This window comes from Burkholderia cepacia (assembly GCF_001039005.1).
GTDB lineage: Bacteria > Pseudomonadota > Gammaproteobacteria > Burkholderiales > Burkholderiaceae > Burkholderia > Burkholderia theae.
In genome coordinates this window covers 1-384 of the sequence record NZ_LDWR01000054.1, presented here as the reverse complement: position 1 = coordinate 384, position 384 = coordinate 1, and the positions used below count along the sequence as shown (strand labels likewise).

1 protein-coding gene is annotated in these 384 nt (G+C 62.0%); it reads left to right on the top strand.

What is annotated here, in order from left to right:
• The coding region (locus VL15_RS42830) for a hypothetical protein (RefSeq protein WP_048250069.1) at nucleotides 1–384 on the top strand (384 nt) is incomplete at both ends.

Genomic DNA, 384 nt, shown 5'->3' with positions numbered 1-384 from the left:
ACAGCGAAGAAATCGAGCTGTTAGCCGACGACAAGCCGGTCGACGTCGATGTCGACAGCGACGACACCGAGCTATTAGTCGAGCTCAGGCCGGTCGACAGCGAGCTGATGCCCGTCGAGGTCGACGTGGACAGCGAAGAGATCGAGCTGTTGGCCGACGACAGGCCGGTCGAGGTCGAGGTCGACAGCGACGTGATCGAGCTGTTCGCCGACGACAGGCCGGTCGACGTCGAAGTCGACAGCGACGACACCGTGCTGTCCGTCGAACTGAGGCCGGTGGACAGCGAGCTGATGCCCGTCGAGGTCGACGTGGACAACGAAGAGATCGAGCTATTCGCAGACGAGAGACCCGTCGAAGTCGATGTGGACAACGAGGAGATCGAGC